Source organism: Lelliottia sp. AC1, from assembly GCF_023278595.1.
Classification (GTDB): Bacteria; Pseudomonadota; Gammaproteobacteria; order Enterobacterales; family Enterobacteriaceae; genus Enterobacter; species Enterobacter nimipressuralis.
In genome coordinates, this window is record NZ_CP025699.1 from 3,452,458 (window position 1) to 3,472,048 (window position 19,591).

Annotated in this window: 16 protein-coding genes; 5 read left to right on the forward strand and 11 right to left on the reverse strand. The window is 54.1% G+C overall.

Features of this window, described 5'->3' with window-relative positions; genetic code table 11:
* Positions 1-8 precede the first annotated feature (8 nt).
* Both cysD and cysG read right to left on the reverse strand, forming a co-directional pair.
* Positions 9-917 (reverse strand): sulfate adenylyltransferase subunit CysD, encoded by a 909-nt coding sequence (cysD, locus tag C0560_RS16415; protein WP_095283121.1) that lies wholly within the window; start codon positions 915-917, stop codon positions 9-11.
* Positions 918-926: 9 nt separating this feature from the next.
* Positions 927-2,285, reverse strand: a complete 1,359-nt coding sequence (gene cysG, locus C0560_RS16420) for a siroheme synthase CysG (protein ID WP_248859077.1) — start codon at positions 2,283-2,285, stop codon at positions 927-929.
* A 240-nt stretch (positions 2,286-2,525) separates the two neighbouring features.
* On the opposite strand from cysG, the gene C0560_RS16425 reads away from it, so the two are divergent.
* Positions 2,526-3,569, forward strand: coding sequence for an aminopeptidase (locus C0560_RS16425; RefSeq protein ID WP_100779130.1), 1,044 nt, complete (start codon positions 2,526-2,528; stop codon positions 3,567-3,569).
* A gap of 828 nt (positions 3,570-4,397) precedes the next feature.
* Complete coding sequence (cspG, locus tag C0560_RS16430) at positions 4,398-4,610, forward strand: cold shock protein CspG (RefSeq protein WP_100779129.1); 213 nt, start codon at positions 4,398-4,400, stop codon at positions 4,608-4,610.
* 406 nt (positions 4,611-5,016) lie between these two features.
* Here the strand turns inward: cspG and C0560_RS16435 are convergent, their stop codons facing one another.
* The gene (locus tag C0560_RS16435; protein ID WP_123428677.1) at positions 5,017-6,111 is read right to left on the reverse strand and encodes an NADH:flavin oxidoreductase/NADH oxidase; all 1,095 of its coding nucleotides are present in this window, start codon (positions 6,109-6,111) and stop codon (positions 5,017-5,019) included.
* Between the two features lie 187 nt (positions 6,112-6,298).
* Between C0560_RS16435 and C0560_RS16440 the strand changes: the two genes are divergently transcribed.
* Complete coding sequence (locus C0560_RS16440) at positions 6,299-7,207, forward strand: AraC family transcriptional regulator (protein WP_248859078.1); 909 nt, start codon at positions 6,299-6,301, stop codon at positions 7,205-7,207.
* Positions 7,208-7,341: 134 nt separating this feature from the next.
* Here C0560_RS16440 and cysH read toward each other — a convergent pair whose 3' ends face one another.
* The 3 genes from cysH to cysJ all read right to left on the reverse strand — a co-directional run bounded on the left by cysH (position 7,342) and on the right by cysJ (position 11,663).
* The gene (gene cysH / locus C0560_RS16445) at positions 7,342-8,076 is read right to left on the reverse strand and encodes a phosphoadenosine phosphosulfate reductase (RefSeq protein ID WP_100779128.1); all 735 of its coding nucleotides are present in this window, start codon (positions 8,074-8,076) and stop codon (positions 7,342-7,344) included.
* A 69-nt stretch (positions 8,077-8,145) separates the two neighbouring features.
* Positions 8,146-9,858, reverse strand: a complete 1,713-nt coding sequence (gene cysI / locus C0560_RS16450; RefSeq protein WP_194512078.1) for an assimilatory sulfite reductase (NADPH) hemoprotein subunit — start codon at positions 9,856-9,858, stop codon at positions 8,146-8,148.
* The gene (gene cysJ / locus C0560_RS16455) at positions 9,858-11,663 is read right to left on the reverse strand and encodes an NADPH-dependent assimilatory sulfite reductase flavoprotein subunit (RefSeq protein WP_248859080.1); all 1,806 of its coding nucleotides are present in this window, start codon (positions 11,661-11,663) and stop codon (positions 9,858-9,860) included. Before cysJ ends, cysI begins: the two co-directional genes overlap by 1 nt.
* 309 nt (positions 11,664-11,972) lie before the next feature.
* Here cysJ and queD point away from each other — a divergent pair, with 309 nt between their 5' ends.
* Positions 11,973-12,338, forward strand: a complete 366-nt coding sequence (gene queD / locus C0560_RS16460; protein ID WP_181826777.1) for a 6-carboxytetrahydropterin synthase QueD — start codon at positions 11,973-11,975, stop codon at positions 12,336-12,338.
* A 34-nt stretch (positions 12,339-12,372) separates the two neighbouring features.
* On the opposite strand, the gene queE is transcribed toward queD, so the two are convergent.
* The 3 genes from queE to C0560_RS16475 form a co-directional block, all read right to left on the reverse strand.
* Entirely contained in the window at positions 12,373-13,044 is a 672-nt protein-coding gene (gene queE / locus C0560_RS16465) for a 7-carboxy-7-deazaguanine synthase QueE (protein WP_102105451.1), read from the reverse strand.
* A 72-nt stretch (positions 13,045-13,116) separates the two neighbouring features.
* The gene (locus C0560_RS16470; RefSeq protein WP_248859081.1) at positions 13,117-13,806 is read right to left on the reverse strand and encodes an N-acetylmannosamine-6-phosphate 2-epimerase; all 690 of its coding nucleotides are present in this window, start codon (positions 13,804-13,806) and stop codon (positions 13,117-13,119) included.
* Positions 13,806-15,362 (reverse strand): PTS transporter subunit EIIC, encoded by a 1,557-nt coding sequence (locus tag C0560_RS16475; protein WP_194512080.1) that lies wholly within the window; start codon positions 15,360-15,362, stop codon positions 13,806-13,808. Before C0560_RS16475 ends, C0560_RS16470 begins: the two co-directional genes overlap by 1 nt.
* A 166-nt stretch (positions 15,363-15,528) precedes the next feature.
* Here C0560_RS16475 and C0560_RS16480 point away from each other — a divergent pair, with 166 nt between their 5' ends.
* Positions 15,529-16,353, forward strand: coding sequence for a MurR/RpiR family transcriptional regulator (locus C0560_RS16480; RefSeq protein WP_107702933.1), 825 nt, complete (start codon positions 15,529-15,531; stop codon positions 16,351-16,353).
* A gap of 58 nt (positions 16,354-16,411) precedes the next feature.
* On the opposite strand, the gene eno is transcribed toward C0560_RS16480, so the two are convergent.
* Both eno and pyrG read right to left on the reverse strand, forming a co-directional pair.
* Complete coding sequence (gene eno / locus C0560_RS16485; protein WP_100779120.1) at positions 16,412-17,707, reverse strand: phosphopyruvate hydratase; 1,296 nt, start codon at positions 17,705-17,707, stop codon at positions 16,412-16,414.
* An 81-nt stretch (positions 17,708-17,788) separates the two neighbouring features.
* Positions 17,789-19,426 carry a glutamine hydrolyzing CTP synthase gene (gene pyrG, locus C0560_RS16490; RefSeq protein ID WP_095283160.1) on the reverse strand — a complete coding sequence of 546 codons (1,638 nt, stop codon included), beginning with the start codon at positions 19,424-19,426 and terminating at the stop codon, positions 17,789-17,791.
* Positions 19,427-19,591: the final 165 nt, after the last annotated feature.

Below are 19,591 nucleotides of genomic sequence, written 5' to 3' on the forward strand. Positions count from 1 at the left end.
GCGGCTCCTTAGAAATAACCCTGACGTTTCTTCAGCTCCATCGAGCCTGCCTGGTCGCGGTCAATCATGCGCCCCTGTCGCTCACTGGTGGTGGAGACCAGCATCTCTTCGATGATCTCCGGCAGCGTCTGCGCGTTTGATTCCACAGCGCCCGTCAACGGCCAGCAGCCCAGCGTACGGAAGCGGACCATCTGTTTTTTGATCACTTCGCCCGGCTGCAAATCGATACGATCGTCGTCGATCATCATCAGCATCCCGTCGCGTTCCAGCACCGGACGCTCTGCCGCCAGATACAGCGGAACGATTTCGATATTTTCCAGATAGATATACTGCCAGATATCCAGCTCGGTCCAGTTGGAGAGCGGGAAGACGCGGATGCTTTCGCCTTTATTAATCTGGCCGTTGTAGTTGTGCCACAGCTCCGGGCGCTGGTTTTTCGGGTCCCAGCGGTGGAAGCGGTCGCGGAAAGAATAGATTCGCTCTTTGGCGCGGGATTTCTCTTCGTCACGGCGCGCGCCGCCGAAGGCCGCATCAAAACCGTATTTGTTCAGAGCCTGCTTCAGCCCTTCGGTTTTCATGATATCCGTGTGTTTCGCGCTGCCGTGCACGAACGGATTGATGCCCATCGCCACCCCTTCCGGGTTTTTGTGCACCAGCAGTTCGCAGCCGTAGGCTTTGGCGGTACGGTCGCGGAACTCGTACATTTCGCGGAACTTCCAGCCGGTATCCACGTGCAGCAGCGGGAAGGGCAAAGTGCCCGGATAAAACGCTTTACGCGCCAGATGCAGCATGACGCTGGAATCTTTCCCGATCGAGTACATCATCACCGGGTTCGAAAATTCGGCAGCCACCTCGCGGATAATATGGATGCTTTCCGCTTCAAGTTGCCGCAGGTGGGTAAGTCGTTTTTGGTCCATAACCATTCCTTAAGCCAGATTCACCACAGAAGAGTTGAATCCCTCCTGCTGTTGGTTTTGTTGAAACCAGGCGAGCGTCTGATGCAGCTCCACCACCTCTCCCACCACAATCAGGGCGGGCATGGGGGCATTTTTCGCCAGGTTTGCAAGTTGTTGTAAGGTTCCGGTCGCGACGTGCTGGTCGACGCGTGTCCCGCGTGAAATCACCGCCACCGGCGTCGCTTTATCGCGCCCATGACGAATCAACTGTTCGCTGATGTCAGCGGCTTTCAGAGTGCCCATGTAGATCGCCAGCGTCTGACGACTTTGCGCCAGCTGGGCCCAGTCAAACGGCGCGCTGTCTGCTTTGTAGTGTCCGGTAACGAAGGTGACGCTCTGGGCATAGTCGCGGTGAGTGAGCGGGATACCGGCGTAGGCGGTGACCGCCGATGCCGCCGTGATACCCGGGACCACCTGAAACGGCACGCCCGCCTGCGCGGCTGCCTGCAACTCTTCGCCGCCGCGCCCGAAAATAAACGGGTCGCCGCCTTTGAGGCGTACCACGGATTTCCCGGCTTTCGCAGCATCAATCAGCATCTGATTGGTCTCATGCTGCACCACTGAGTGTTCGCACGCGCGTTTGCCGACGCAGATTTGCTCGGCATCGCGACGGATAAGCTCACGCACCTCGTCGCTTACCAGATGATCGTAAAAGACCACGTCGGCCTGCTGGATAACCTGCAGACCGCGCAGCGTCAGCAGCCCGGCGTCACCCGGCCCGGCACCGACTAAAATAATTTCGCCCTGCTGCTGATGTGAAGCGTGAAGGGAGTCCTCCAGTTCGCGTTTGGCAGCCTGTTCGTTTCCCGCCGCCATCAGGCTGGCAAAACGCCCGCGAAAGGCTTTCTCCCAAAAACGACGGCGATCGGCGGTGGTGGTACGGAACGCTTTCAGTCGTTCACGAAAGCCCCCCGCCACTTCAGCCATACGCCCGAGGCTTACAGGTAATAATGCTTCCAGCTTTTCTCGCAGCATGCGCGCCAGCACGGGCGCGTTGCCGCCGGATGAGATTGCAATCAGCAGCGGCGAACGATCGACAATCGACGGGAAGATAAACGAGCACAAGGGCTGATCGTCCACCACGTTCACCAGCCGATGACGGGCATTGGCCGCCTCGAACACCCGACGGTTCAGCGCCGGATCGTCCGTCGCCGCGATGGCCAGTACCACCTGATCAAGCTGTGACTCATCAAATTCTGACGCCGTAACACTCTGCACCTGCGCGCCGGCCCGCTGTAAAAAAGCGATTTTGCGATCGGCGATTTCGCCCGTCCCGACAACCAGCACCGGACGGCCTTTCAATAAAGCAAACAGCGGCAGATAGTCCACGATGCGGTAACTCGTCTCAACAACAGGAATAGTGGGACTATAGGGGGCGGCTTAGAGTGAATGAAATTACGAATTGGAATGAGTAGTTACTCAATGGAATAACGAGTTGAGAAAGCTAATATCAAAAAGTGCTTAACCTGCGAAATAACGGGCATTTAAGAGCAAATGAAATTGTGTAAGCGCCGTCACAGTTTCATACTAGGCAGGTTAAAATTTTGTTCGATTTTTTAAGGACTCACTATGTTTTGCGCAATGCGCCACCGTATCGCTGCCCTGGCGATCGGCGTTTGCTGTATCCTCCCGGCTCAGGCCACCACTCAACCTTTGGGTGAAATCGCATCCACTCAGGCGCGCCATATTGCCACGGTATTTCCAGGACGAATGACAGGCACGCCTGCAGAGATGCTGTCGGCAGACTATCTGCGCCAGCAGTTTGCACAGATGGGCTACCAGAACGACATTCGGGCCTTCCACAGCCGCTACATTTTTACGTCGCGCAATAACAGCAAAAACTGGCATAACGTGACCGGCAGTACGGTTATCGCGGCCCACGAAGGCAAATCGGCGCAGCAAATTATTATTATGGCGCATCTTGATACCTTCGCCCCCCAGAGCGATGCGGACATTGATAATAATCTCGGCGGCCTTACCCTTCAGGGTATCGACGATAATGCGGCAGGCCTTGGCGTGATGCTGGAGCTGGCCGAACGGATGAAAGATGTTCCAACTCAATACGGGATTCGCTTTGTCGCCACCAGCGGCGAAGAGGAAGGCAAACTCGGGGCGGAGAACCTGCTCAACCGCATGAGCGCGGCGGAAAAGAAAAATACCCTGCTGGTGATCAATCTCGATAACCTGATCGTCGGCGATAAGCTCTATTTCAACAGCGGCAAAAGCACCCCCAACTCTGTACGCAAACTGACGCGCGACCGCGCGCTGGCCATTGCCCGCAGCCATGGTATTCTGGCGGCAGTCAATCCTGGGCGTAATCCGGCTTACCCAAAAGGCACCGGCTGCTGTAGCGACGGCGAAGTGTTTGATAAAGCGGGTATTCCCGTGTTGTACGTCGAGGCGACGAACTGGAACTTAGGGGACAAAAACGGCTATCAGCAGCGCGCTAAATCGAAAGCCTTCCCGGATGGCACCAGCTGGCACGATGTGAGACTGGATAACCAGCAGCACATTGATAAAGTGCTGCCTCAGCGCATTGAGCACCGCAGCCGTGACGTGGTGAAAGTGATGCTGCCGCTGGTGAAAGAGTTGACGAAAGCGGGTAAAGCGTAAACGGAAAGCGAAAGAATGGGGGCATGAGGTCATGTGCCGCCCCCCAAAAAGTTGGACAGAATAGCCGAGGCATTAAAGAAAGAGTCCATGTGATGTACGGGCTCTTTTCGTTTCCTGCCTGTCTAAAAAATCAATTCTGCAACCGTATCTTCCATTCACCTGGTTGGTTACTTTTCTGCCTCAGCAATAACTTTGATGAATTAACACCCTTCCTACACTCTCCCGAGGATGTTATGCCTGAAAAGAGTCATTTACCGCTGCTGGACGAACACAAGCCGTTACGATGAAGAGAAAGAGTTGCTGGCGCTCGAAGCGCGAAAACCGCCCCTACTTAGGCCATAAAACGTGTCGAATGTTTCAGGACGTGCAGCGGACGTTGTCGGTAGATTGGTACAATAAATAGTGGGAAGTTTTTTTAGTATTAATGCCCAATATTATCTGTAGTGAACGGGTACATTTGAAAGCAGTATAAATAGCAGTATCACTTTATTAAGCCCATTAATGTTAAATCTGAAAACTGTAGTATCTTAAAAGCCCTGTCTGTAATGGTCAGGGCTTTTAAGATGACTGCCCTTTTGGATTGTAAATTTCCCCAACAGATTACTGACAAAAATAATCTTGCTTATCAAGTCATATGCGCCCACTATGCGTCATCGGTTTGGCATACAGACCTTATGAAAGCAGTTTTAGTAAAGCAGTCCTCATTTCAAGCGTGTTCCTTAGATACTCTTCTGCATGAGCCTCCTCCTAAGTGCCCAATAAGTCCTCATCTGCAAGCAGGCCATGTTTGCCACCGCGTGTGGCTCAAGAAAATTTAAGGAAGTAAATATGTCTAATAAAATGACTGGTTTAGTAAAATGGTTTAACTCTGAAAAAGGCTTCGGCTTCATTTCGCCAGAAGACGGTAGCAAAGATGTCTTCGTACATTTTTCTGCTATCCAGAGCAACGATTACAAAACACTAGATGAAGGGCAGAAGGTTGAGTTCTCAATTGAGAATGGTGCCAAAGGCCCTGCAGCTGCCAACGTTATCACGCTGTAATAGCTGATAATGACACGAATACTTACGACAGCGATGACGGCATCAGCCTGAGCAGATAAGTGAACGTGATAAAAAACCCGCCTTGAGCGGGTTTTTTTATGTTTCAGGCATAAGGGGATCCACCTGAAAAATGGAACCCGGGAATTCAATACCACCTGACGTTTTTTCAACCCGATTAGCCGTAGCCACAATAACGGTAAACTGGATCTCTAAAGCAGCAAAGTTTTCACGGAGACGGTTGATATTTCTTGTCCCTCATCGACTGAAAGTGCTTATGCTTTCAATACGTTATGCAGGACGGGGGTTTGGCTGACTCATATCATTCTGCGCTTAATTACGGTTTCAATATCAGCGCGAATCCCCTAGTGAGGAAAGGCTACTGGCCGGAACGACGCACCTGCTATGGTCATTCGGACCAGTTTTGTAACCAGTACGCATAGGGTGTAGGTAACACAGCGTGCGGGGCGGTTATTTCAAGCTCCCGCGCCGCGTGATATGGCCAGTGCGGATTAGCCAGCAATGTACGGGCGAAAAAGATCACGTCAACTTTACCGTCCTGTATGAATTCATTCGCTTCTTTAGCCTGAGTAATCATCCAGCTTGTCCCGACAGGAATATTTTTCTCCCGGCGAACTCGTGCGGCCCATGGGATCATAAAGTTTGCCGCCCACGGGATGTTCTCCCCTGGCGTTGTCAGAGAAAGACCCACATCAACAAAATCCACACCGGCATCTTTCAGCCAGCCGATTACCGTGAGTGATTCGCTGAAAGAATGTTCGGGACAATCATCAAATTCCACCACTCCGAGGCGTACCGTTAGGGGAAAATTATCAGGCCAGAACTTGCGGACTTCAGCCACTGTCTCCAGTAAGAAGCGGGCACGCCCCTCAAGAGAACCGCCATATTCATCTGAACGGATATTAGACTGTGGGGAAAGAAAACTTTGTGCCAGGAAACCATGGGCAAAATGCAGTTCCAGCCACTGAAAACCTGCCTGACAGGCCCGCTCTGCCGCACGGGCAAAGTCCTGCTGAGTTTGTCGGATATCGTTTTTTGTCATTTCACGGGAAATATAGTCATCCCCGGGTACAAAGGGAACAGCGGAAGGTCCGACGGGTACCCACGCCTGTGCATCATTACGATCCAAAGGCGCGCCACCCTGCCATGGTGGCGTACAGCCCGCTTTACGCCCCGCATGGGCGAGCTGAATCCCTGCGACTGCCCCGCCTGTCTTTATTGCTGCAGTAATGGACGACAGCCCCGCAGTGTGTTCATCACTCCATAATCCGAGATCGCCTGGCGTAATTCGGCCCTCTGGTGCTACCGCCGTGGCTTCAACGACAACGAGACCCGCACCTCCACGTGCGAGCATAGAATAATGGGTACTGTGCCAGTCATTGATAAAGCCATCGACAGCCTGGTACTGACACATGGGAGAAACGGCGATCCGATTACGTAACGTAATATCTTTTAGGGAAAAGGAAGAAAATAAACCTGTCATAAGGCACTCCATAAGCAGGAACATGTTAGAGCTATTATTCACTACAAAGCGGGAAGATGGCTTACTCACTTCGCCACAATCCTTGCCTGAAATGATTTACTTTTCTTTTTTTAGGTTATTTTCATCCATAGGTGATATTTTAATTATTACATTGCCAGTGAGTGATTTGATGTTTCAGGGCTGATAAATGCAGGACTTCTCCGTAGAACAAAACCTTAAAATGCTTGCTGAGAAAATTAGCGAGATTGCACAATACGATGGCGATTTCACAACAGCTGTTCCGTCGTTATCGGTACATCGACGAAATGCGCCGACTACTCCCGTTCACTGTATCTATGGCATTGGGTTGGGTGTAGTAATTCAGGGCAGTAAGGAATTGGTGCTGGGAGGAAAAGTGACTGGCTACCAGGCCGGGCAAACACTGCTCACCACACTTGAGCTTCCCGTCGTGTCCCATGTTGCGACGGCGACAGCATCCGCACCGTTCCTGGGGATGATGGTCACGATCGAACCCGCTGCTGTGATGCAGACGGCGGCGATGATCCCGTTTCGACCAGCCGCAAAATCGCCGGGCTTTGATCCGCTGGCCGTTAACGAGCTTGATGCGGGCCTCGCTGATACGTTGAGAAGGCTGCTGTCACTGAATGACGAACCACGTTTAATTCAGCATCTTGCCCCGCTCATACAGCAGGAGATCATCATTCGACTGCTGACGGGCCCCTATGGTAGTGCGCTTCGTCACATCGCATCACCGGGTTCACCTGGGCAACAAATTTCCGCTGCTGTTGCCTGGCTTAAACAACATTTCACACAGCCTGTCAGCATCGATGAACTGGCTTCCCGTTCGTCAATGAGCACGTCATCTTTTCGTCACCATTTCAGGTCAGTGACAGGGATGAGCCCGCTACAGTTTATCAAGAAGCTCAGACTTCAGGAGGCACGACAGCATATGCTGAACAGCCACCTTGACGCGGTGAGCGCGGCGGTAAAAGTGGGCTATGAGAGTGCGTCCCAGTTCAGCCGCGAGTACAGCAGGGAGTTTGGTGAGTCGCCGCAACGTGATATCAGACGCCTGCGTGGAGAAATAAGTCAGTAACAATCCCCCTCAGCAGCTATTTATAAGGATTCTTACGTCTCCTCTGTACGCAGTCATCCTTTACGGAATGCGTCTCGCAATAAAAAAAGCCCCTGCTCGTGACAAGCAGAGGCATATGACAGCGGACCGGTGAATCAGCCTTCGTGCAACCCGCACTCACGTTTAAGCCCAAAGAATCGCGTCTCTTCTTCCGCCATTCCAGGTTCCCATTTGCGGGTGGTGTGGGTGTCGCCCACCGACAGGTAGCCCTGATCCCACAGGGGATGGTATTTCAGCCCGTGCTGCTGCAGATACTGATAAACGGTGCGGTTATCCCAGTCGATAATCGGCAAGACTTTAAATACGCCGCGCTGGATCCCAAGTACCGGCAGACTGGCCCGACTGCCGGACTGTTCGCGGCGCAGGCCGGCAAACCAGGTTTTCGCATTCAGCTCACTGAGCGCCCGATTCATCGGCTCAACTTTGTTGATCTCATTGTATTTCTCAATGCCCTCAACACCCTGCTCCCACAGTTTGCCGTAGCGCGCTTCCTGCCACGCTGCGCTCTGCTCAGCGCGATAGACCTTAAGATTCAGCTGGAGCTTATCCGTCAGCTCATCAATAAACTGATAGGTTTCCGGAAACAGATAGCCGGTATCGGTGAGGATCACCGGAATGTCCGGGCGGATCTGATTCACCAGATGTAAACTCACCGCCGCCTGAATGCCAAAGCTCGACGAGAGCACATAGTCGCCCGGCAAATTTTCTAGCGCCCACGCGACGCGGCCCTGCGCATCGCGTTTTTCAAGCATGGCGTTCGTTTCTGCCAGCGCCAGGATACGTTCCACTTTGGGCAGATCGTTTAGGGCGTTTAGATCGAGTCTGGACATAAGTTCCTCACTGTTTGCCTTGCCTCATGGCGCTTCGCTTATCAGGCGCGCGCCACCGGGCGATCAGGATTACTCCCAGAAATCTCGCGCTGGATCGAGCACCGGGCGAATAATGCCCGCGCGTACCGTAAAGTCGCCGAAGCCTTCACCCGCTTCGCGCTCTTTCGCCCAGCGTCCGACCAGTTCATCGATGGAATCGAGAATTTCCGGCTCGGTAATGTTTTCGCGATACATACGCGGAATGCGCGTTCCGCTGCGGTTCCCGCCAAGATGGACGTTGTAGCGGCCCGGCGCTTTACCCACCAGTCCCAGCTCCGCCAGCATCGCGCGGCCACAGCCGTTCGGGCAGCCCGTCACTCGCATCACAATGTGTTCGTCGCCGATGCCGTGTTTCTCCAGCACCGCTTCCACTTTGTCGGTGAAAGAGGGCAGGAAGCGTTCTGCCTCAGCCATCGCCAACGGACAGGTCGGGAAGGAGACGCAGGCCATGGAGTTTTCACGCTGCGGTTTAACCGCATCCATCAGCGTATGCTCGCGCGCCAGCTTCTCGATCTTCGCTTTCTGACTCTCCGGCACGCCGGCAATGATCAGGTTCTGGTTCGCGGTGATGCGGAACTCGCCTTTATGGATCTTAGCAATTTCCAGCAAACCGGTTTTCAGCGGACGGCCTGGATAATCCAGAATACGGCCATTCTCGATAAACAGCGTCAGGTGCCATTTATTGTCGATACCTTTTACCCAGCCGATGCGATCGCCGCGACCGGTGAACTCATACGGTCGGATTGGCTCAAATTTGATGCCTGCGCGACGCTCCACTTCCGCTTTAAACGTCTCAACGCCGACGCGCTCAAGGGTGTATTTGGTCTTCGCGTTTTTACGATCCGTACGGTTGCCCCAGTCGCGCTGGGTCGTGACTACCGCTTCCGCCACCGCCAGGGTGTGCTCCAGCGGCAGATAACCAAACTCGCTCGCCGTGCGGGCGTAGGTTTTCTTGTTGCCGTGCTCAATCGACAGACCACCGCCCACCAGCAGATTAAAGCCCACCAGTTTTCCGTTCTCGGCAATCGCCACGAAGTTCATGTCGTTGGCGTGAAGATCGATATCGTTCTGCGGCGGGATCACCACGGTCGTTTTGAATTTACGTGGCAGATAGGTCTGGCCGAGGATCGGCTCCTCGTCAGTGGTCGCGACCTTTTCCTGATCGAGCCAGATCTCCGCATAGGCGCGGGTGCGCGGCAGCAGATGCTCAGAGATCTTTTTCGCCCATTCGTAAGCTTCCGCATGCAGCTCAGACTCGTACGGGTTCGAGGTGCAGAGCACGTTACGGTTCATGTCGTTGGCGGTCGCCAGCGCGTCCAGGCCTACGGAGTGCAGCATCTGGTGAACCGGCTTCACGTTCTTCTTCAGAATGCCGTGGAACTGGAAGGTCTGACGGTTGGTCAGACGAATGCTGCCGTAGATCGTGTTGTCATGAGCAAATTTATCAATCGCCTGCCACTGTTGGGTGGTGATCACCCCACCCGGCAGACGACAGCGCAGCAGCATCGCGTGACGCGGCTCCAGCTTTTGCTCGGCACGCTCGGCGCGAATATCGCGGTCGTCCTGCTGGTACATGCCGTGGAAGCGGATCAGCAGGAAGTTGTCGCCGTTGAAACCGCCGGTCAGACCGTCATTTAAATCTTCGGCAATGGTGCCGCGCAGGTAGTTGCTCTCTACCTTCATGCGCTCGGCGTCCGTCAGTTTGCCTTCGACCACCAGTGGGCCAGGGTGTTTTTCGCTCATTAGTAGACATCTCGCTGATAACGGCGCTCTACGCGCAGCTCACTTAAAAATTCGTCCGCCGTTTCGGCATCCATACCACCGAATTCGGCAATCACTTCCAGCAAAGCCTGCTCGACGTCTTTCGCCATGCGGTTTGCGTCGCCACAGACATAAAGATGGGCACCGTCATTGATCCAGCGCCACAGCTCTGCGCCCTGTTCGCGCAGTTTGTCTTGTACGTATATTTTTTGTTGCTGGTCACGGGACCAGGCCAGATCGATGCGGTTCAGCACGCCCTCTTTGACGTAACGTTGCCACTCAACCTGGTAAAGGAAATCTTCGGTAAAGTGCGGATTGCCGAAGAACAGCCAGTTTTTGCCCGGCGCTTCATCTGCCGCGCGCTGCTGAAGGAAGGCGCGGAACGGGGCGATGCCGGTGCCAGGACCAATCATGATCACCGGCGTTTCCGGGTTGGCCGGGAGGCGGAAGTTGTCGTTGTGCTCGATGAACACCCGCACTTCGCCCTCTTCTTCCACGCGATCGGCGAGAAAACTGGATGCCCCACCCGCGCGAGCGCGGCCTTCGATTTCATAACGTACCGCGCCGACGGTGATGTGCACTTCGCTTTCCACTTCGGCCTGTGATGAGGCGATCGAGTAGAGGCGCGGCGTCAACGGACGCAGCAAGCCGATGAGCGCCTCTGCATCCAGCTGCGCGGGCGCGAAACGCACCATATCCACAATCGGCGTGGTCGCGGCGTACTGCTGCAGTTTGGCTTTATCACCCACTAAAGGCAGCAGGGTTTCGCTGCGCGTCAGCGTGGCGTAGTTCTCAACGATATTGGCGGTATTGACCGTCAGTTCAAAGTGCCACTGCAGCGCCTCGGAGAGCGGCAGGGATTTGCCGTCCACGGTGACAGGTTCAGTGCCTTTCAGCCACAGCAGCTCCACCAGCTCTTTGACCAGCAGCGGATCGTTCTGATACCAGACGCCGAGCGCATCGCCGGGCTGGTAGCGTAAACCGGAATCACCCAGATCGATTTCGATGTGGCGCACGTCTTTTTCGGAGTCGCGACCGGTGATTTTCTGGTTAACTGACAGGCTCGCCGTCAGCGGTTCTTCTTTGGTGTAAGGGCTGGTCAGTACCTGGTTAACCGCACCCGATGCCGTTGCAACGGCCTGCGCCGGGGAGTCTTTCGGCACGCGAGCTTTCAGCACTTCCACCATGCGCGCGCGCCATTCAGCGGCGGCAGGCTGGTATTCAACGTCAGCGTCGACGCGATCCAGCAGGCGCTCAGCGCCCAGCTCCGCGAGCTTATTGTCAAAATCTTTGCCGGACTGGCAGAAGAACTCGTACGAGGTATCGCCAAGGCCAAAGACGGCAAACGCGGTGCCATCGAGTTTTGGCGCTTTTTTCGAGAACAGGAATTTATGCAGCGCGACCGCTTCTTCGGCCGGTTCGCCTTCGCCCTGCGTGGAGGCAACCACAACCAACAGTTTTTCTGACGCGATTTGTTTGAATTTATAATCCCCGGCGTTGACCAGGTTCACGTTCAGTTGGGCGGCAAGCAGATCGTCGCGCAGTGCTTCCGCCACGCGCCGGGCGTTGCCGGTCTGCGAGGCAGAGATAAGTGTTATCGCCGGGATTTCAACGGCGGCAGGCGCTGCGGTGACAACAGCCCCAGGTTGTTGATTGAGCATCCCCCAGAAATAGCCGGAGACCCAGGCAAGCTGTACAGGTGAAAAATCGGTGGTGGCCGCCTGGAGGCGCGCCAGTTGCTCCGGGTTCAGGGGAAGCAAATTCGAAGGTGGGGCCTGTGTTGTCATGCGTTGTTATGTTCCAGTAGCAAAGCGGAATTTATGCAAAAAGACCAAACTAGAGATAAGGTTAACGGCGGGGATAATAACAATTAAAGAAGGGATGGAAATAATAAATAACCAAAAGAACTAACCGCTTTTAGTCATGGTTCTTAACATTAAAACCGATAAAGCAAGCCACTGAATTTCTTAAATTTTATGAGTATAAGCGATGAGAAAATCTCTCATCCGGGACAACGGCCGTTTTAGTTAATGCTAAAAAAGGGTCTTTCCGGTACTATGCGGCGGTTTTTTCCGCATTCGGATTACTGAGAGCACATGATGTCCACCACACTGTTTAAAGATTTCATCTTCGAAGCCGCCCATCGCCTGCCGCACGTTCCTGAGGGACATAAATGCGGTCGTCTGCACGGACACTCGTTCATGGTGCGTCTTGAAATTACCGGTGAAGTCGATCCGCATACTGGCTGGATCATGGACTTTTCCGAGCTGAAAGCCGCCTTCAAGCCGACCTACGATCGTCTGGATCACTACTACCTGAACGATATTCCGGGGCTTGAAAATCCCACCAGCGAAGTGCTGGCGAAATGGATCTGGGATCAGATGAAGCCACTGGTTCCCCTGCTGAGCTCGGTGATGATCAAAGAGACCTGTACAGCGGGCTGCGTTTATCGCGGCGAGTAAGACAAAAAAGCCCGGATATCCGGGCTTTTTTATATCAGGCAATATTCAGATACTTATGCGTCTGCATCGACAAACGCCAGTTGCGCGCGATACAGGTTTCGATGCATAGCCGGGTGGCGTCCTCTTTCTGGCTGATCGGCTGCAGGGCGATAATGCGCTGCTTTTCATCTGTCAGCGTCGCCAGCAGTTCATCCAGCGCTTCAATGTCACGCACGCGCCCTACCGGGTGTTTAATCTCATCCGCGCGCTCCAGCGCCTGAGAGAGCACGTCATATCCGCCGCGCATATTCACTTTTGGCGATACGGTCACCCAGGTCGAGTGCGAGCATCTGACTTCATGGGTACCGCTGGTTTCGATCTGGCAGCTGTAGCCGTTCTTCTCCAGCAGCTCCGTGAGCGGCATTAAATCGTGGATGCAGGGTTCACCACCGGTAATCACGATGTGGCGCGCGGTCCAGCCCTGACGGCCAATGATCGCCAGCAGATCTTCGGCACTCCCGGCACCCCATTTATCGCTCTCTTTGGTTTTTGCCAGAATACTAAACAGCGACACTTCCCGATCTGCGAGTTTATCCCACGTATGTTTGGTATCACACCAGGCACAGCCGACCGGGCATCCCTGTAAACGAATAAAAATAGCAGGAACGCCGGTGAAGTAACCCTCGCCTTGCAGGGTCTGGAACATCTCGTTAATCGGGTACTGCATAGTCATCTCAGTTAAGGGGATAAACGTTAAGTATCGCAGATCCCCGCCTAAGTATCATGCCCGATCGGTGCTTTACGCCTCAATCGCCGCCACAAAGCGCGCCGTAATCTGCTGAGGACGGGTGATTGCACCACCCACCACCACGGTATGCGCGCCCAGGGCCAGGCATCGTGCGGCCCGTTCTGGCGTGTCGACATTCCCTTCAGCCACCACCGGCACCGTCACGGCCGCAAGGACGTCGCGTAAAAAGGCGCAGTCATTATCCGGCAGAGACTGACCTGCCGTCTGCGCCGTGTAGCCGTGGAGGGTGGTGCCCACGCAGTCGAAGCCCAAATCCTGCGCCTTTTTGGCCTCGGCAACGGTGGCGATATCCGCCATCAGCAGCAGGGAGGGATAACGCGCACGAATCTGTGCGACGAGATCGGCCAACGTCTCTCCGTTCGGACGCGGGCGCGCGGTGGCGTCGAGGGCGATAATTTCCGGTGTCACCGTCATCAGTTCGTCGATCTCTTTCATGGTGGCGGTGATAAACACCTCACTGTCCGGATAATCACGCTTAATGATGCCTATCACCGGTAAAGAGACGCTCGCCTGGATAGCCGCGATATCCACCACGCTGTTGGCGCGAATAGCGACCGCCCCTCCCTGCGCCGCCGCCAGCGCCATGCGTGACATGATAAACGGGCTATGCAGCGGTTCATTTTCCAGTGCCTGACAGGAGACGATCAATTTGCCTTTCAATACATCCAGTATCGTTTTCATTACGCTAAACTCTCTTCGACTTCGTTTTTAATGATGGTGACGTGTGGACCGTAAATCACCTGAACGCCGTTCCCGCGCACAATCACCCCGCGCGCGCCGGTCGCTTTTAGCGCCGCTTCGTTGACCTTGCCGCCATCCTTCACGGTGACGCGCAGACGCGTGGCGCAGCAGTCCACCTCTTCCAGATTTTCCCGACCGCCTAATCCTGCAATCACCGCCGCTGCGCGTTCGCTTTGTGGAAGCGCACTCTCAACCACGGCCTCTTTCTCACGGCCCGGCGTGGCGAACCGGAAACGGTTAATCAGGTAACGGAAGGTGAAGTAGTAGAGGAAGAACCACGGAACGCCGACCAACGGGACGTACATCCAGTGGGTTTTGGCTTCGCCCTGCAGGACGCCAAACAGGATGAAATCGATAAAACCACCCGAGAAAGTCTGCCCGATGGTGATGTGCAGAATATGGGCGATCATGAACGCCAGCCCATCAAAGAAGGCATGGATGACGTATAACATCGGCGCGACAAACAGGAATGAGAACTCAATCGGCTCGGTGATCCCGGTCAGGAAGGAGGTCAACGCCGCCGAGAGCAGCAGCCCGGCTACGCGCTTTTTGTTCTCCGGTTTAGCCGTGTGGTACATCGCCAGACAGGCGCCCAGCAGGCCGAACATCATGGTGATAAAGCGCCCGGACATGAAGCGCGAGGTGCCGATATAAAACTGCTGGGTATTCGGATCGGCGAGCTGCGCAAAGAAGATGCGCTGCGTGCCTTCCACCAACTGGCCGTTGACGATTTCGCTCCCGCCCAGTGCGGTTGTCCAGAACGGCAGATAGAAGATATGGTGCAGACCAAACGGGCCGAGCATGCGCAGGATAAAACCGTACAAAAACGTGCCGAGATAACCCGTTGCGTCCACCAGCCCACCCAGTCCAAATATCATTTTCTGGAAATGAGGCCACACAACCGTCATCAGCGCACCGACCACAATTGCCGCCAGCGAGCTAATAATCGGCACAAAGCGGGAGCCGCCGAAGAAGCCGAGGAACTGCGGCAGAGCGATTTTATTAAAGCGATGGTGTAGGGTGCAGGTCACCAGGCCAATCACCACGCCGCCAAAGACGCCGGTTTCCAGCGTCTGGATCCCGAGCGTCATTCCTTGCCCCACCGCGCCGGGATTTTCATGGGCCAGCGTGCCGGTGAGGATCAGCAGCGCATTGATGGTGGCATTCATCACCAGGAATGCGAGCAGCGCCGCAAGCCCGGCGGTGCCTTTATCCGTTTTCGCCAGCCCGACCGCAACACCCACCGCAAACAGCACCGAGAGGTTGGCAAAGACAATCGATCCGGCGCTGCTCATGATGGTAAAGATGGCCTGAAGCCAGCCGACATCCAGGAACGGATATGCCGTCAGCGTATTGGGGTTGGACAACGCCCCGCCAATTCCCAGCAGCAAGCCCGCCGCGGGCAATACCGCTATCGGCAGCATGAACGATTTACCGAACCGCTGCGCCTTTTCGAACCACGCCCCTGAAGAGGCACCACTAAACATCTGCATCATATTTTCACTTCCCCCGAGTAATGATGAAAATTTTTACCACATAAATTATATAGACTGAAATTTATCACCAAAGATCGGGAAGCGGATCATACTTTTTTAAAATGACTGGCATCTCTCCCCCGCTTTCCGCCACACTAGCCGCAGAGAAACGCATTAAGGATCTTGCATGTCAGAAAATGAAAATCTGCTGCTGAGGCTGCGCCAGAGCGTCTCGGGATACAGCCCCACTCAGCAAAAACTGGGAGAGTTCGTCTTAAACGATCCCGCGAAAGTGCTTTATCTGACGATCACCGAACTGGCGCGCGAAAGTGAAACCAGTGAGGCGAGCGTGACGCGCTTATGCCGCGCGCTGGGCTGTAAGGGATATACGGAATTCAAAATGGCGCTGGCGCTGGATGTACAGCGGATCCAGGCACCTGCCAGAAAAGGCGATGAGATCGACGAGGTGGTGGAAGAGTCGGTGCAGGCGCTGCGCGATACCGCCCAGTTGCTCGACAGAGAGGTGCTGCTGAAGGCGGCGCAGGCGCTGCATCAGTCGCGGTCAGTCTACATTTATGGCGTCGCGGCCAGCGCCATTATCGGGGACTATCTGCACTACAAATTATTGCGGCTGGGGAAACCGGTGCAACTGTTCAGCGATATGCATCGGGCATCAATGAACGCGACGACGCTCACTCAGGACGATCTGGTGGTGGCGATTTCAAGTTCTGGTTCGACGCGTGACTTACTGCATGTGGTGAAGCTGGCGCGTAAGCGTGGAGCTAAAGTGCTGGCGCTGAGCAACACGCCGCGCAGCCCGCTGGCATCGATAAGCGAAATGCTGCTGGTGGCAGCGAAACCGGAAGGGCCGCTGAGTGCTGGGGCGTTAAATGCCAAAGTGGGCGTGATGCTGCTGGTGGAACTGCTGGCAACCAGTCTGATTACCCTCGACGATCACTATGGCGATGTCAGTCAGCAGACGGCCAGTGCCACTCTCCCCTTGCTGCTGTAAATCAGACATAAAAAAACCCGCCGAAGCGGGTTTTTCTTAAGAGTGAAAGCTCAGTAGATTACTGACCTTTGATCTCTTTACGACCGTTGTACGGAGCTTTTTCGCCCAGTGCTTCTTCGATACGAATCAGCTGGTTGTATTTAGCTACGCGATCAGAACGGCTCATAGAACCTGTTTTGATCTGGCCTGCAGCGGTACCAACAGCCAGGTCAGCGATGGTAGCGTCTTCAGTTTCGCCTGAACGGTGAGAGATAACGGCAGTGTAGCCAGCGTCTTTCGCCATTTTGATCGCAGCCAGAGTTTCGGTCAGAGAACCGATCTGGTTGAATTTGATCAGGATGGAGTTAACGATGCCTTTGTCGATACCTTCTTTCAGGATCTTGGTGTTGGTTACGAACAGATCGTCACCAACCAGCTGGATTTTGTCGCCCAGAACTTTAGTCTGGTATGCGAAACCATCCCAGTCAGATTCGTCCAGACCGTCTTCGATAGAGACGATTGGGTACTGTTTGGTCAGGTCTTCCAGGAAGTGAGTGAACTCTTCGGAGGAGAATGCTTTGTTGCCTTCGCCAGCCAGAACGTATTTACCGTCTTTGTAGAATTCAGATGCTGCACAGTCCATCGCCAGAGTGATGTCGGTGCCCAGCTCGTAGCCCGCTGCTTTTACTGCTTCAGCGATAACAGCCAGAGCTTCTGCGTTAGAACCCAGGTTAGGCGCGTAGCCACCTTCGTCACCAACAGCAGTGTTCATGCCTTTAGCTTTCAGAACTTTAGCCAGGTTGTGGAACACTTCAGAACCCATACGAACCGCTTCTTTCAGGGATTTCGCGCCAACTGGCTGAATCATGAATTCCTGAATATCAACGTTGTTGTCCGCGTGCTCACCACCGTTGATGATGTTCATCATCGGAACTGGCATGGAGTATTTGCCTGGGGTGCCGTTCAGTTCAGCGATGTGCTCATACAGCGGCTGACCTTTAGACGCTGCAGCCGCTTTGGCGTTAGCCAGAGACACAGCCAGGATTGCGTTCGCACCGAAGTTAGATTTGTTTTCAGTACCGTCCAGGTCGATCATGATTTTATCGATGCCAGCCTGGTCTTTGGCGTCTTTGCCAAGGATTGCCTGAGCGATAGGACCGTTAACCGCGCCAACAGCTTTGGTTACGCCTTTACCCAGGAAACGGGATTTGTCGCCATCGCGCAGTTCCAGCGCTTCGCGGGAACCAGTAGAAGCACCTGACGGAGCAGCTGCCATACCGACGAAACCACCTTCCAGGTGAACTTCGGCTTCAACGGTCGGGTTACCACGGGAGTCGATGATTTCACGACCGATGACTTTAACGATTTTGGACATTAGATTTTCCTCAGTACAAGTTAAACTAAAACTCCAGACAAACAACGCGTACCGATGGTACGCGTTGCCGTTCTAACTTTTTTACTTCGCCTGACGCTTCTGGTATTCGCTCGCGGCTTTCACAAAGCCTGCAAACAGCGGATGTCCGTCACGCGGCGTTGAAGTAAATTCCGGGTGGAATTGACAGGCGACGAACCACGGATGGTTTGGCACCTCAATGATCTCGACTAACTGATCATCCCCGGAGCGGCCCGCGATACGCAGACCCGCAGCTTCGATTTGTTTCAACAGCATATTGTTGACTTCGTAGCGGTGACGATGGCGTTCAGTGATGGTTGGCGCACCATACATTTTGCGAACCAGACTATCGTCAGACACCTGGCAAGCCTGAGCGCCAAGACGCATCGTGCCACCCAGATCGCTCTTCTCAGTACGGACTTCGACGTTGCCGTCTTCATCACGCCATTCTGTAATAAGCGCCACAACAGGGTACTTACAGTCTGGCACAAATTCCGTAGAGTTCGCGTTTTCCATCCCGACTACGTTACGAGCGAACTCGATCAACGCAACCTGCATACCCAGGCAAATGCCGAGGTAAGGAATATTGTTTTCACGCGCAAAGCGTGCGGTAGCGATCTTGCCTTCAACACCGCGGTAGCCGAAGCCGCCAGGGATCAGAATAGCATCCAGATCTTTCAGAATTTCGACACCGCGCGTTTCAACATCCTGCGAATCAATCAGCTTGATGTTAACGGTTACGCGATTCTTCAGACCACCGTGTTTCAGCGCTTCGATAACCGACTTATAGGCATCCGGCAGTTCAATATACTTGCCGACCATACCGATAGTCACTTCGCCTGCCGGATTAGCTTCTTCGTAGATAACCTGTTCCCATTCTGACAGATTAGCTTCCGGACAGTTCAAGCTGAATCGTTTACAAATATAATCGTCCAGACCCTGTGATTTCAACAGGCCCGGGATTTTATAAATGGAATCGACGTCTTTCAGAGAAATCACAGCCTTTTCAGCAACGTTACAGAACAATGCAATTTTCGCGCGCTCGTTGGCCGGAACGGCACGATCGGAGCGGCAGATCAGGATATCCGGCTGGATACCGATAGAGAGCAGTTCTTTCACGGAGTGCTGCGTCGGTTTGGTTTTCACTTCACCGGCTGCCGCCATGTATGGCACCAGCGTCAGGTGCATGAACAGCGCGTGTTCACGACCAATATCAACCGCCAACTGACGAATCGCTTCCAGGAATGGCAGGGATTCGATATCACCCACGGTACCGCCAATTTCAACCAGCACAACGTCGTGACCTTCGCCACCTGCGATGATGCGCTCTTTGATAGCGTTGGTGATGTGCGGGATAACCTGAACGGTTGCGCCTAAGTAATCGCCACGGCGTTCTTTACGCAGAACGTCAGAGTAGATACGACCCGTGGTGAAGTTGTTGCGGCGACTCATTTTAGTACGGATGAAGCGCTCGTAGTGACCTAAGTCCAAATCGGTTTCAGCGCCGTCTTCGGTAACGAACACTTCGCCGTGCTGGATTGGGCTCATGGTGCCTGGATCGACGTTGATGTACGGATCCAGTTTCATCATAGTCACATTGAGGCCACGGGCTTCAAGAATGGCCGCGAGAGAGGCTGCGGCAATGCCTTTACCCAGAGAGGATACAACCCCGCCGGTCACAAAAATATAGTTCGTTGTCATGCTGAACCTGAGAAGTTAGGTTGGAACGATGGAATAACCAAGACGGGAAAGTAGTATACCCGAACACGGCGAGCGCCACAAACTTTCATTCTCCGTCTCCTGTCTCAGGCTTTGACAAACATAGGGAGTGAGAAAATAGCCCCTTTTGGGTAAATGTTTTTGACG

What these genes read in the sequence shown, in the direction of transcription:
- cysD (WP_095283121.1), bottom strand. Translation starts at nt 917, where the DNA reads ATGGACCAAAAACGACTTACCCACCTGCGGCAACTTGAAGCGGAAAGC.
- C0560_RS16425 (WP_100779130.1), top strand. Translation starts at nt 2,526, where the DNA reads ATGTTTTGCGCAATGCGCCACCGTATCGCTGCCCTGGCGATCGGCGTT.
- cspG (WP_100779129.1), top strand. Translation starts at nt 4,398, where the DNA reads ATGTCTAATAAAATGACTGGTTTAGTAAAATGGTTTAACTCTGAAAAA.
- C0560_RS16435 (WP_123428677.1), bottom strand. Translation starts at nt 6,111, where the DNA reads ATGACAGGTTTATTTTCTTCCTTTTCCCTAAAAGATATTACGTTACGT.
- C0560_RS16440 (WP_248859078.1), top strand. Translation starts at nt 6,299, where the DNA reads ATGCAGGACTTCTCCGTAGAACAAAACCTTAAAATGCTTGCTGAGAAA.
- cysH (WP_100779128.1), bottom strand. Translation starts at nt 8,076, where the DNA reads ATGTCCAGACTCGATCTAAACGCCCTAAACGATCTGCCCAAAGTGGAA.
- cysI (WP_194512078.1), bottom strand. Translation starts at nt 9,858, where the DNA reads ATGAGCGAAAAACACCCTGGCCCACTGGTGGTCGAAGGCAAACTGACG.
- cysJ (WP_248859080.1), bottom strand. Translation starts at nt 11,663, where the DNA reads ATGACAACACAGGCCCCACCTTCGAATTTGCTTCCCCTGAACCCGGAG.
- queD (WP_181826777.1), top strand. Translation starts at nt 11,973, where the DNA reads ATGATGTCCACCACACTGTTTAAAGATTTCATCTTCGAAGCCGCCCAT.
- queE (WP_102105451.1), bottom strand. Translation starts at nt 13,044, where the DNA reads ATGCAGTACCCGATTAACGAGATGTTCCAGACCCTGCAAGGCGAGGGT.
- C0560_RS16470 (WP_248859081.1), bottom strand. Translation starts at nt 13,806, where the DNA reads ATGAAAACGATACTGGATGTATTGAAAGGCAAATTGATCGTCTCCTGT.
- C0560_RS16475 (WP_194512080.1), bottom strand. Translation starts at nt 15,362, where the DNA reads ATGATGCAGATGTTTAGTGGTGCCTCTTCAGGGGCGTGGTTCGAAAAG.
- C0560_RS16480 (WP_107702933.1), top strand. Translation starts at nt 15,529, where the DNA reads ATGTCAGAAAATGAAAATCTGCTGCTGAGGCTGCGCCAGAGCGTCTCG.
- eno (WP_100779120.1), bottom strand. Translation starts at nt 17,707, where the DNA reads ATGTCCAAAATCGTTAAAGTCATCGGTCGTGAAATCATCGACTCCCGT.
- pyrG (WP_095283160.1), bottom strand. Translation starts at nt 19,426, where the DNA reads ATGACAACGAACTATATTTTTGTGACCGGCGGGGTTGTATCCTCTCTG.